At 42.2% G+C, this 11,447-nt stretch carries 10 protein-coding genes; 5 read left to right on the top strand and 5 right to left on the bottom strand.

Annotated elements, in window-relative coordinates:
- Positions 1 to 10 precede the first annotated feature (10 nt).
- Both torC and NE535_RS16175 read right to left on the bottom strand, forming a co-directional pair.
- Complete coding sequence (gene torC / locus NE535_RS16180) at positions 11 to 1,189, bottom strand: pentaheme c-type cytochrome TorC (RefSeq protein ID WP_261299637.1); 1,179 nt, start codon at positions 1,187 to 1,189, stop codon at positions 11 to 13.
- Positions 1,190 to 1,228: 39 nt separating this feature from the next.
- Positions 1,229 to 1,399: a periplasmic nitrate reductase, NapE protein gene (locus NE535_RS16175; RefSeq protein WP_261299636.1), complete on the bottom strand. Its 171-nt coding sequence runs from the start codon at positions 1,397 to 1,399 to the stop codon at positions 1,229 to 1,231.
- A gap of 238 nt (positions 1,400 to 1,637) precedes the next feature.
- Between NE535_RS16175 and rimI the strand changes: the two genes are divergently transcribed.
- The 5 genes from rimI to NE535_RS16150 all read left to right on the top strand — a co-directional run bounded on the left by rimI (position 1,638) and on the right by NE535_RS16150 (position 8,692).
- Positions 1,638 to 2,084, top strand: coding sequence for a ribosomal protein S18-alanine N-acetyltransferase (gene rimI, locus NE535_RS16170; RefSeq protein ID WP_261299635.1), 447 nt, complete (start codon positions 1,638 to 1,640; stop codon positions 2,082 to 2,084).
- Positions 2,085 to 3,033: 949 nt separating this feature from the next.
- Positions 3,034 to 6,033 (top strand): TonB-dependent receptor, encoded by a 3,000-nt coding sequence (locus NE535_RS16165; RefSeq protein ID WP_261299634.1) that lies wholly within the window; start codon positions 3,034 to 3,036, stop codon positions 6,031 to 6,033.
- A 325-nt stretch (positions 6,034 to 6,358) separates the two neighbouring features.
- Complete coding sequence (gene bufA2 / locus NE535_RS16160) at positions 6,359 to 6,817, top strand: BufA2 family periplasmic bufferin-type metallophore (protein ID WP_261299633.1); 459 nt, start codon at positions 6,359 to 6,361, stop codon at positions 6,815 to 6,817.
- 124 nt (positions 6,818 to 6,941) lie between these two features.
- Positions 6,942 to 7,880: an MNIO family bufferin maturase gene (gene bufB, locus NE535_RS16155; RefSeq protein ID WP_261299632.1), complete on the top strand. Its 939-nt coding sequence runs from the start codon at positions 6,942 to 6,944 to the stop codon at positions 7,878 to 7,880.
- A gap of 2 nt (positions 7,881 to 7,882) precedes the next feature.
- Entirely contained in the window at positions 7,883 to 8,692 is an 810-nt protein-coding gene (locus NE535_RS16150) for an HvfC/BufC N-terminal domain-containing protein (RefSeq protein ID WP_261299631.1), read from the top strand.
- Between the two features lie 252 nt (positions 8,693 to 8,944).
- Here NE535_RS16150 and NE535_RS16145 read toward each other — a convergent pair whose 3' ends face one another.
- From NE535_RS16145 to NE535_RS16135, 3 genes are all read right to left on the bottom strand, one after another.
- On the bottom strand, positions 8,945 to 9,796 hold the full coding sequence (locus NE535_RS16145; RefSeq protein ID WP_261299630.1) for a helix-turn-helix domain-containing protein: 852 nt from the start codon (positions 9,794 to 9,796) through the stop codon (positions 8,945 to 8,947).
- A 92-nt stretch (positions 9,797 to 9,888) separates the two neighbouring features.
- Positions 9,889 to 10,710: a GNAT family N-acetyltransferase gene (locus NE535_RS16140; protein ID WP_063883836.1), complete on the bottom strand. Its 822-nt coding sequence runs from the start codon at positions 10,708 to 10,710 to the stop codon at positions 9,889 to 9,891.
- A gap of 518 nt (positions 10,711 to 11,228) precedes the next feature.
- A partial coding sequence (locus NE535_RS16135; RefSeq protein ID WP_261299629.1) for an integrase core domain-containing protein occupies positions 11,229 to 11,447 on the bottom strand: 219 nt, incomplete at its 5' end.

Genomic DNA, 11,447 nt, shown 5'->3' with positions numbered 1-11,447 from the left:
TGATGTCCTATTAGTGCGCTGACTTGTCGAAAGTAGATGAATGTTCCTGTAGGTACTTTTGCACAAGTGCTTGGGTATCTTGGTCCATATTGACGAACGCTATCATTCCTTGAAACATACCAGGCCAGCTGTTGGCATCAAAATGCGCTTCAGCAGGTTGGGTATGACACACACTACAACTGTTGGTATAAGTGTCTCTTGCATAGTCCCAAAGTGGCTGTAGGTCTTTCACAAGGTAATCTGAGTCGGTCCAAATTTTGGCTTCTACACGTTGCCAAATAAGCCCTGTCATCGGATCTTCTTCTTGCTCGAACACTTCCATTACACCTTCTTCAAGCGCTGCATCTTTTGACAATTGAGCCGATAAAATGTTGAGGCCAAAATCGTAGTAAATCACTCGGCCCGCGCCGACTTTTTTACGCCAGCCATCAATGCCAATTTTAACGCGATTTCCTTTGGTTTCTAACACAGTCACTTTAGTGGCAATGTTTAAGGTACCAGCTTCAACGTCAGTTTTTTCGTTGAAATAAAGTGGCTTGGTTAATGCGGTAAAGTAACTGCTGTTTGCTTCAAGGCTTGATTCGCCAGCACCGACTTGGGCAATCAATTCTGGTGCACGTGAGGTACCCATTTCAGGTAGTTTATGGGCAATCCCTTTGTGACAATCGATACAGCTTTGGTCTGTTTCGGCAGCACGTTTCATTTGTTTTTGCGCCAGTTTCGACATGTCTTCCCACTTCATTGAGTCGTAGTTATGACAGTTTTTACAGGCTAATGAGTTATCACGGTCAAAACGTTTCCACTCACGGCTGGCCATTTCAAGACGTTTAGCTTCAAACTTTTCTTCGGTATTCACGGTTTGCATTAACCAGCCCCACATATCATGTGATGCTTCAATTTTACGGCCAATTTTACGGCTCCAGTTATGCGGCACATGACAATCAGGACACGTAGCACGCACACCAGAGTGATTAGACCAATGCACGGTTTGCTGTAATTCTTGGTAGGGTTTGCTTTCCATACTGTGACAACTAATACAAAACTCTTCTGTGTTAGTCAGTTCTAGAGCGGTATTAAAACCGCCCCAAAAAATAATGCCCATTAAAAAGGCTGAAAGGCTAATAGTGCCTAAAGTGAGATATTTAGCTGGCTGGTTGAGTGTGCGCCAGGTGTTGATAAACCATTTCATAACGACATCCTTAATAAGATTGACCCAGAGTGAGAAGGATTAGTGAGCGACCACGCCACCAAAGGCTTGGATCATCCAAATTACAAAGCCATAGGCACTAATGCTGGTGGCTGTGACAATGGGGAATAATAAAAAAATGATAAATCCCAGTGCTTTAAGTTCATTGAGTTTCACTTTTTTAGGTGTTTCAGATAATTCTTTTGCGGTCATGATTTGCTCTCTTAATGATGACTTCTACCGATGAAGCCCATATTAGATAAGAGTTGTTAACGACAGTCAGACCGTGGATGAATGAATTTAGACAACTTATGAAAGAATATGAATAAATCCACAGAGGGTGATGTTTAATCTGGTAACAATTGTTTTAACTAACTGATATGATTTAGGTATATCTGCTTGCTTATCTTAGATAGCATCACTGTGTCATTGCCCATTTGTGGAAAAATTTATGACTTATTCCTTGGTCGCGTTAACGGAAGCTCATCTTGCTGACATGTCAGTTATAGAACAGGCATGCCATCATTCACCAATGTCGTCAGCTACCTTAGCCAGTTGTTTCGGGCATTTATATCGCGTTGAAGGCGTGATGGCTGAGGGGCAATTATTGGGCTTTAGTATTGTTCAGCAGGTGATAGATGAAGTGACCTTGATGGATATTTGCGTCGCCCCCTCAGCACAGGGTTTAGGTTTGGGTAAGCGCTTATTAACCTCATTAGTTGCACAGGCAAAAGCATTCGACGCGGTAGTCATTATGTTAGAAGTTCGTCAGTCTAACTTGAGCGCGATTGGGCTATATGAAAAAGCTGGCTTTGTTGAAACCAGTCGTCGTAAGGGGTATTACCCAACGGATGATGGCCATGAAGATGCGATTTTGATGGATTTAGTGTTGAGTTAATTAGCCTCGACAACGATAGGTTAGATTCGGGGAATATCTGCTATGAGTGATCGACATAGGCACTCGATATAGGCACTCGATATTCGCAGTTGTTATTTATTCTATTATTTGTACGACAATAATATCGTTTGATAAAAACTTAAGGTTGTCATGAACGGTAATGACGTAATAGTTTGATAAATTATCAGAGGACAAATTTCATTTTTTGATTATAAAGTGTGATCACTTTTAAATTCACTTTTGGACAAAAGTGTGTAGGCCTTCGAATGAAGGCGTTGGCATCTTGAGCTTATAACGTTTGGCTGAGTTGGAATTGGGATTAGTGTTTAAAGTCGAATCTTCATTGTAGTTAAAAGCCTGCGGCTCGCTTATGTGCAGATACTGCTTCGGGACGCTATGCGTCATCCCTGACCGCTTAACGAAAACATCCCTGTTTTCGATACCCTCAGCCGCATCTACACTTGGTTATTTGATCTCTTCGATTTAACCTTTCGGGTATCAATCGGACAATAAAAAGCTAAATCGTTTTTGGACATAAACGTTTTAGAAAAAGCAGTGTTTCAATTTACTTTTTATAAAAGTTTACCCTGACCTCACTAAATTTTGACCCCACTAAATTTTTGTAAGCAGTGTAACGGCGAGCGTTTAACCTCAGCCCCCCTCTTTTAATCTACTGTTCTATCAATCTTATCTGAGTTAATGACTCAATTAACTGCCGCTGTGGATAGTGTTCCAATCTTCGCTTTTTTCTTACGTCTTGTTTTAAAGCCTGTGAAAACTCATTTAGTTAACACTCCTTTATCGCACATTGAATATTGTATATTGGAGATTGTATAAAATATGTGTCATGTGTTATGGTTTTGTTGCATCCAAAAATATGTACCTACGATCAATCAAAAATAATTCTACGCGGATGCACTACAACAAATTAGATAAGGGAGAGGTTTTTATGTCTGGAAGTAATGCCCGCGGGCGCTTTATGCCACGGAAAACACTGGCGGCTATTGCTGTCGGTTCGGTACTGCTAATGTCTGCCCCAGCAGCAATGGCTGTGGATGGAAGTAGTATCGTCAAGGGGCAGGTTGCCTCTAGCTCGGGAAGCAATATTACAAATGCGACGATCACGCTTAAACATAAAACGAAAGGTCTAGTTTACACGGTTCAAACCAATGACAATGGTGAGTACATTCTGCGTAATGTTCCCGTTGGCAAGTACGACATTACGATTAGTAAAGATGGGTTTATTCAGTCAGAGCAGAATGATATTGAAGTGACAATCGGCCAATCGATTATTCTTGATGGCCAACTCGCCACGCAAGGTGAGGACAATGTTGAGCGTATTGCTGTTACCGGCAGTATGATTCGTCGCGTGGACATGGCGTCATCTACATCTGGGGTGACCTTTACTCAAAGTGATTTACAGTCGATGCCAGTTAATACTGGTTTCGAAAGTATCGCATTGCTTGCCCCGGGTACTGCTGCGCCTGGTGGCTCAAATTTCAAAGGTGCTTCGAGTTTTGGTGGGGCGTCAGCTGCTGAAAATGGTTATTACTTTAACGGTATGAATGTAACGAGTATTCGTACTGGTCTTGGCTCTATACGCCTACCTTGGGAGGCAATTTCTCAAACACAAGTTCAGACTGGTGGGGTGAGCCCTGAGTTTGGTGGAGCGCTTGGTGGTATCGTTAACGCGGTTTCTAAATCTGGTGAGAATGAATTTAGTTTTGGTACTGAAGTTCGTTGGGATCCATCATCAACGCGTTCAAGCCATGATTCGCTTTTCAACAGCGAAGGCGTTATTCAAACCAATACCGCTCAAGATAGTAACGATTTTAAAGAGCTTCAATTATGGGCTAGCGGTGCGATTGTAGAAGATAAGCTGTTTTTCTACGGTTTATTTGCCCCTCGTCGTGAAGATCAAGACTGGGCTGGCTCAACCGTAAAGACAAATAGAGAAAGAGAGGAAGACCGTTGGTTTGCCAAGGTCGATTGGTTTATTAATTCAGATCATTCATTTGGTTTGTCAGCGATGAACAACAAACGTACTTGGACCAACACTAACTATGCTTACGACTGGGAGACGAACATCGTCGGTGAGCAAGAAGGCGTTGCAGCGCCTGGTGAAGATGGCGGGCAAATGTATAGCTTGAACTATAACGGCTATTTTTCTGATGATTTCTCGGTCTCTGCGGTTGTTGGTAGAACATCTGAAAACGTTGAAAATGTGGTCGCGTCGACCAATCCAAGTGTTTATGACTACCGTAATGGTTCATATCTTAGTACTCATACCAACTCTTCGGTATCAGAAGAAGAATATATTCGCGACCAAGCCCGTATCGATTTTAACTGGGATTTAGAGTCTCACTCTATTCAGTTTGGTGTTGACTACACTAAGGTGACAGTCGATTTCAACTCTGGCCAGAATGGTGTTGGCGATGCGGAAGGTTGGTGGTCAGTTAAAACTGCGGGCGTAGATGATCGTTCTGGAGCACCTGTGGGTACTGACTTTATCGAGCGTCGTATTCGAACCCGTTACACCGATTCAGAAGTGACATCACTTGCCTTTTATGCGAATGACTCATGGCAGGTAACGGACCAGCTCGTGCTTAATTTAGGCCTACGTTATAGTGGTTTTGATAATACCGTATCCGATGGACGCGAATATGTGTCTATAGACAACCAAATTGCCCCACGTTTACAGGCTATTTATGACGTGTTTGGTGACGGTAGCGCTAAGGTGTTTGCGACTTACGGACGTTATTTCCAGCCCGTCTCAGCCAACATGAACATTACTCAAGGCTCATCATCTATTGAATGGTTTGAGTATTCAGAGCTAGATCAAGTTGACGCCAATGGCCAGCCAATATTGGAAGCTGATGGTTCACCAAGTCGCGGTGCAATGTTGCGTGATAGATATTGGCGCCAACGTGGTATCACAGAGCCTGGACTCATTGCATCAGCGAATTTAAAACCAATGTATTCAGATGAGTTTACAGTTGGTTATCAGCAAGAGTTGTTTGACACCATGAGCGGTGGTGTACGTTTTGTATATCGCGATTTAGGTCGCAGCGTAGAAGATACTGATGTGGGCCCTGTGTTAGCGAAGAAGTTACAAGAGTTAGGTATTGACGATAACGTGGGTCAAGGCTCTTACTATGTGCTGAATAATCCAGGCGAAGCGATTCAAATGTCTTATGACTTTGACGGTGATGGACAAGTTGACGATGTTACCTTGTCTGCCGAAGAGCTGATGTTGCCAAAGGCTGAGCGTAAGTACCTTGCTATGGAGTTCACATTAGATGGCAACGTGACTGATGATTTAACGATTAATAGTTCATACACATGGTCACACAGCTACGGTAACACTGAGGGATTGGTTAAGACTGATAACAATCAGGCAGATCCAGGCTGGACAACTTCTTATGACTATGGTGATCTGATGGACCATTCTAATGGTGACCTCCCTAACGACCATCGTCATTCGATTAAGATCAGTGGTGCCTACAAGATCACAGATGATCTCATTTTTGGTCTAGTTGCCAGAACTACCTCGGGACGCCCTCAGAGTATGTTCTCTCAACACCCTGATAGCGTAGATAGCTGTGCACCGGGTAATCCATGGGAAGATTGTATCAGTCGTTATTACGATCAAGCCTCACACTATGATGAGAACGGCAATCCCGCTCCTCGTGGTACCGCGGGTAATTTACCTTGGGTGACCAATGTAGATATGTCTTTGATGTATAAGCCTGAGTTGCTTGGTGGTGGGTTTAGTGTCAAAGGTACTGTTTACAATGTACTTAATTCTGATACTGCAACGAATATCAACGAAGAGCGCGCCAGATACGCTGATACCGCCAACGGTTTGGAGTTGAATCCCGATTACGGTATGACAACCGATCGTCAAACTGAGCGATATTTCTCGCTAGTTGCCCGTTACGAGTTTTAAACATTAGCTAATTAGATAAAGGGGCCTTTAGGCCCCTTTTTTATTTCGGATTTAAACGCTTAATGATTGGTATAAATGGCGCAATAGGAAAAACCTAAAAATTAGTGGGATCCCTCAGACCCTGACCCCACTAAATTTCAGAAAAACTGTAACAGCAATTTAACAATAATTGACCACAATAACTACTTTATTCAAATACTCTTGTAAGATCTTCTACACTATAGCGGTCTTTATCCCAACCTCGCTGTAGTCACTATCTCAATTATCATAAAGCTACCGCAAGGCTTAAGTCGATTTGAACTATTATCAAGCAAAGGAATACATAATGAATACTAAAACACAAAGTAGCATAACAGGTGCAGCATTAGCACTTGCAATGGCCAGTTTATCAGGTCAAGCAATGGCAGCTGAAACAAGCACAGTACCTTTAGCCGATGGCGAAACAGATTTAGTCCATTGTTACGAGGTAAACGTCTGTAAAGGTCACAATGACTGTAAAACAGCAGATAATGCTTGTAATGGTCAAGCAAGCTGTAAAGGTACTGGTTTTGTTGGTATGCCATCAAAAGCTTGTGCTGATGTCGGCGGCACACAAAAAGATGATTGGGTTGGTAAAGTCACTAAAGCCGATCTAGTTCACTGCTACGGTGTTAACATCTGTAAAGGCCATAACGATTGTAAAGGTGCTGATAACGCATGTGGCGGTCAAGCAAGTTGTAAAGGTACCGGATTTGTTAGCACTACAGCAAAATCGTGCGCTGACATTGGCGGTAAAGCAAGCTAATTTGGCTTCGTTTGATGACTCTGTCACCGACTATCGTTACAGGGTCATCAGTTTACTTTCTCAATTATTAACGCAACTTTTACCTAATCATAAGCTAGAAAAATTGCTTTAAAAAGGATGGACCATGTCAGATACTCGTATTACAGAAGACTTTCTTGGATTTGGCTTAGGCTTACGTACTGACCATTTTGAGCATATTTTACAACACCAACCCGACATTGATTGGTTTGAAGTTTTGTCTGAAAACTACTTAGTTGCAGGCGGTAAACCTCGATATTATTTAGAAGCCATTGTCGAGCAATACCCTGTAGTGATGCATGGCGTGTCTATGTCAATTGGCAGTTCCGACCCACTTGATATGGACTACCTTAAAGCACTCAAAAAACTCAGTAACGACATTCAGCCTAAATGGATTTCAGATCATATTTGTTGGACCTCTATTCACGGCGTTAATAGCCATGATTTACTGCCACTGCCTTACACCGAAGAAACGGTTAACCATGTCGCTGAGCGTGTGCGTATTGTGCAGGACTTTTTAGGTCGACGAATACTGTTAGAAAACGTATCCAGCTATTTGTCATATCAAGACTCGACTATGGACGAATGGGACTTTTTAAGCCAGGTTGCAGAAGCTGCAGATTGCTTAATTTTACTCGACATTAATAACATTTATGTCAGCGCTCGCAATCATCACTTTAATCCACTCGATTACCTTAAAAAAATAGACCCTCGCCGAGTACAGCAATTTCATTTAGCCGGTCACAGTGACTTTGGTGATTATGTCATCGATACCCACGACCATGATGTGTCGCCTTCGGTTTGGACGCTTTACCAAGCAGCATTAGAACGCTTTGGACCTGTGAGCACCATGATTGAACGCGATGCAAATATTCCCGAATTTCCCGTGTTATACCAAGAATTGCTTGAAGCGAAACACATTGCAGAGTTAACTCTGCCCGACAATGCCGAATTAGCCCGTTCAAGCTTTGGCACTCGCTCACTTGTTGGCTTAAATAAGCATATCAGTACTAATAACGTTTCACCGAAACACGTCAGGGCATAACAATGAGCCGTTTAGCTGAGATTCAACAGCAATTTATGCAGTATTTACTCTCCGATGGTGCGGATATACAGCACGAACAAATTCAGTCAGTAATGAAAGCTAACGTGTCTGAACAAGTGGGGATCAGTGCAAATGATCGCCTACAAATTTATGCCAACGCTTACCGGATCCGCTTAAAAGAAACCATTGAAACAGACCACCAGCTACTTGGGGTATATTTGGGTGACGATTTATTCGATAAAATGGCCGCCGACTATACTCGTCAATATCCCTCAAGTAATAAGTCATTGCGCCAATTTTGTGAGAATTTACCGAACTTTTTACAACAAGATGACTTTTTTAAACAGCATCCTATTATTGCTGATTTAGCCCGATTCGAACGTCGTTTGCTAAATGCCTTTGACGCAGCAGAAAGCCCGCGCGCAAGCTTTAGTGATTTACAGGCTATATCGCCAGAATTGTGGCCCAATTGCTGTTTACGCTTTCATCCTAGCGTGCAAATATTCACCTGTAACAGTAATGCTGTCGAAGCTTGGCAAGCATTAAAAGTGGATACCACGCCGCCAGAGCCAGATTATCAGTCAACTAGAGCATGGTTACTATGGCGCGGTGAATCGCGCTTAACCGAGTTTGTTTCATTATCAGCAGCACAATATGCATTATTGCTAGGATTTATTCAGGGCAACAATTTTGCCGACCAGTGCGAGCAAATGCTGGAATGGCACGATGAACAATCTGCGCCACTAATGGTATTACAAACCTTACAAGCTTGGTTTCAACAGGGCTTGATCCGAGCTGTGGTCAGTATGTAGCTAATGCTAGCTAACATTGAGCATGTCGTGAGTGGTAGTTTTATTCTACCACCACAATTTAACTAAATTTGGTCGACAAATTAAGTCCAATACTTCATCGGTACTTATTGCCTGTTGCAGGCTTAGAATTAGTGGGGGCAGAGTAAACTTTATGAAGCTCACTTTTGGACAAAAGCGAGCTAGAATAATCACGTCAATACTATCACTTTAGATTAGGTTCTGTAATGCGTTAGTGCCCATTGAATAGTTCCATCAGCCTAACTTTGATTTTGAACTAACACCACCATAGACATCAATCGTCAACCCTCGCTCTTTCTCATAAGTTTTAGGTGTAAAGCCAAGCTGTTTTTTAAGGTGGCGGATCAAGTGAGGTTGATCACTAAAACCAAATTTGAAGACAACTTCAACCCAATCTAGTTCAGTCGATTCACGTTGATAGAGATACTCTAGCATTGCTTCTAATCTATTCATCGACTGGCACTGTTTAAGGGTAAGCCCTGTGGTGCGTTGAAAGCTTCTTTCTAGGGTTCTTTGTGAACAATACAGTTTTTCACCCAGCTCAGATATCGTACTCTGGTCTAGATGTTTAAGTACATTGCGAGTGATTTTACTGTGCTGATCTTCGGTGCACTGTTCCAACCAAGGCGACAGCATCGTATCTAACTGCTCTACACACTGCTGTGGATTGGTTCGAGCCAGTTCAATCAGTCTGCTTTGATCCATACCTAATTGCTTGAACAATGTTGAGTCTTCCACTGACTCCACTTCATCTAGTGCCAAAGGATTGGCAGAAAAATCGGGTAAACAGTAAAGAGCGCCGACACGAAACTTGATACCAAGATGAACAAATGGCTTAGAGTGATCTAATTCAAAGGTCTGCCGATGTGGATAAAGCCAATGGCTGCCTTCTCCCTTCGCTATGCTCGGGTTCAGGTCATAAGAGTAGGCTTGATTGTTAGGTGAAAGAATCAAATGTGCCGATGGGTCAGGGTTGAGCTTTGGGAATTGATAAGTCTCTGAATCAGGGCGCTTATCAATTAACCAATAGCATTCTACATATTGGGAAACACATGGTGAGTTTGGCGACTTTAGCCAATGGATCATAACCAGTTCCGTTAGGTTTATTGATTAAGGGTACTATAAGTCAGATCGTCGTAAACCAAAATCCCCCTTACAACAGCAAGAGGGATAACAAGTTATTTGTTGTTAAATTCAACCTGAACAATGCGGTTTGAAGATGATAAACCCGCACGTTTAATGGCTTTTTGTGCACCTACATTACTGCTCTCAGTAGAACAGATAGGCGTTAAACCACGCTGATTAGCTGAGTTAACTAGCCAGTTAAGCATTTGAGTAGCAATGCCTTTTCCACGTTGTGATTGAGCGACAATCATGCCAAGGTCTGCATATCCCGTTTGGTACTCATCAAACAGACGGCACTCGCCCGTTGCAATAAGTTCATTCTCGCTCCAATAACCGAATAACTCTTTACGATTAATCAGGTTACCAAAGTAGCCTGTAAGCCACTGCTCTGGTGCACCGATAGTAGTGGCTGCAAACTCAACAAATTGCTCCAGTTGCTCTGACTCTGCTAGCTTTAGTTCAAACCCTGGAATAGTGCTTTGCTTACTCGCCTCTTTTTGCTTGTACATCAGAGAATTAACCTTCACTGCTGATGCGTTATCAAGGCTAAGTGATAGATACTGCGGCTCTGCTGTACTGACAAATGCGCCATTTACAGCCCCAATGACTGAGTTATTTTGTTCTGCGATAAGCGTGAACAGTTCTTTTGCATCCATTTTAGTATCATTACTCAGGTAGAACTGCAACATATAACCTTCGCCATTGATGCAGCAGTATCCAACTAGGGTTTCTTGTTCATAAAACCCAAAGTGTGTAGACATGGGTACAAATCCAAAGTGCCACATACCATCAAGAGGTGCTGTTGATTGTGCAAAATATGCTTGCTTTAGTGTGCTGATTTCTTCTAGATTTTCGATTGGTTTAATTTCTAACATCGCTTTTTACCTAATTTTTTGATTTACTGGAAAGCCTTCCATCTTTATCTAAAAAGTGCCTCGCTTTCGTATGTCACACATAATAAGCAATGTCTGCTCGCTAAGATTGAACAAAAACGACAATGTTTAAATCGGTTTTTTAGATGTTGGGCTAAGTTCGAACTAAGTGGCCCTCATAAGCAATTAATACCTTATTGAAGGTGTTTTCAAATAAGGATTAGTAATCGATTACTGCTGCTAATGAAAAACGCTTTGGGGCAATAACGATTTAGAGCGTTCACTCTAAGCTGTACCTGGACAAAAGCTTGTTAGAGTTATTGTACTAGTCGATAGTGATATTCATTAGATTTTGTAGGGGTAGTGAAGGAATCTAACAGATGCCCTCACTCCGTTAACCATCACATGCGTAACCCACAGTAGTTTTAATCTTTTAGTTCGTAGCCAAATTAACTATTTCACTACACCACGCCACAGACTATTTCGACATTACATCATGCTGTAACCATCCCTTATATAGATCATATTTTAAGAGAGTTTTCCTCATTTAATCGCTCATACATCTTGGGCGGTAGATCGTTCAGTGATTCATGTGGCCGATCATAATTATATTCTTCAAGCCAACTATCCGTGATTTCCCTTACTTCAGTCAAGCTGCTGAACAAATAACAATCCAGAACTTCATTTCGGTAAGTGCGGTTGAATCGTTCAATAAAAGCATTTTGAGTTGGCTTTCCTGG

This window comes from Shewanella holmiensis, assembly GCF_025370255.1.
GTDB lineage: Bacteria > Pseudomonadota > Gammaproteobacteria > Enterobacterales > Shewanellaceae > Shewanella > Shewanella holmiensis.
The sequence above is the reverse complement of the archived record's forward strand: the minus strand, read 5'-3'. Positions and strand labels throughout refer to the sequence as shown.